The following is a 1,101-nucleotide window of genomic DNA, read 5'->3' as shown; positions in this document are numbered from 1 at the left end:
CACCGCGTCCCGGGTCCGGCCGTCCCGTGACGGATTGCTACGGGCTGCCGGCAGGGGAGGTGCCCCCGGTTTTCCCGCATACCCGAGCGCCAGAGCCGCAGAGGCCCGGACCCGGTCATCGGCCTGGTGCAGTGCCCGCGTTAGCTGGGCAACTGCCGGTTTTCCCAGGAGGCGGATCACCTCACCGGAGCAGTCCCGTATCCCGGTATCTTCTTTCGGCGTGAAATGACGCAGGAGTGCAGGGATCACCCGCGGTCCCATCCCGGCGAGGGCTTTTATGGATTTTTCCCGTATTTTGTGCTGCGGGAATGCGAGCGCCAGGATAAGACCCTCGGCATCTGCAGCCTTTTTCAGCCTCTCGATATCCGGGGGCTCGCGTTCAACGGGTGCCATGGTGCGATTGGTTTCCTGTATCTCACATAAGGAACCGGTGCGATTTTATCCTGCTGGTAGAGGCCACGGGTGAAATACCCCGCGGTGCTATGGGGGTCATATGTGCCGGGTTCCATCCGGCACTGTGCTGAAAAAAAAAGATTGCTGGAACCGGCCTATTTTACAATGCCAAGACCGGTCTTCCGGTACGCACCCTTCGGAATGTACATTTCGAAACGGGCGCCTTTTCCCGGGACACCGGTTTCGCGGATGGTAATACCGGTTATCGAAAGGATCTCCTTGATCAGGAACAGGCCGTACCCGAAATGCTTGCCATAACCCTCAGGGAATAAAAACATCTTCTTCTCGGCCGGGATCCCTACCCCGTCATCCTCACAGACCAGCATGAGATCATCTCCCTTGGAATGCGTGTAAAACCGTATGCGGGTGAGTTTCTCGCCCCCGTGCCGGAGGGCATTTTCTATCATGTAATAAAATACCTTTTCGAGCAGCCGGTCCGCAAGGACCTCCACGTTCTTGATCTCGACATCGAGCGAGACCTTCCTGAGATCGAAACCGACCCGCGCCCGGGTGATAGAGTCGGTAACATTCTGCCATTCCGGTGAGTGATTGCCAATGTCCTGGTATTCCTTGGTGAACTTGATCTGCCGTTTGACCCGGTTGATGGTTGCGCTGACCTTCAGGATGCAGGGCCGGATGTCGGTGCCT

2 protein-coding genes are annotated in these 1,101 nt (G+C 57.5%); both read right to left on the bottom strand.

Translation table 11 applies throughout. The features are described 5' to 3' along the window. The coding region (locus CW742_RS14650) for a HEAT repeat domain-containing protein (RefSeq protein WP_292421660.1) at positions 1-393 on the bottom strand (393 nt) is incomplete at its 3' end. A 155-nt stretch (positions 394-548) separates the two neighbouring features. After that, on the bottom strand, positions 549-1,101 hold a 553-nt coding region (locus tag CW742_RS14645), incomplete at its 5' end, for a sensor histidine kinase (protein WP_292421657.1).

It is taken from the genome of Methanoregula sp. (assembly GCF_002835825.1).
Taxonomy (GTDB): domain Archaea; phylum Halobacteriota; class Methanomicrobia; order Methanomicrobiales; family Methanospirillaceae; genus Methanoregula.
This window is presented reverse-complemented; position numbering and strand designations above follow the sequence as displayed.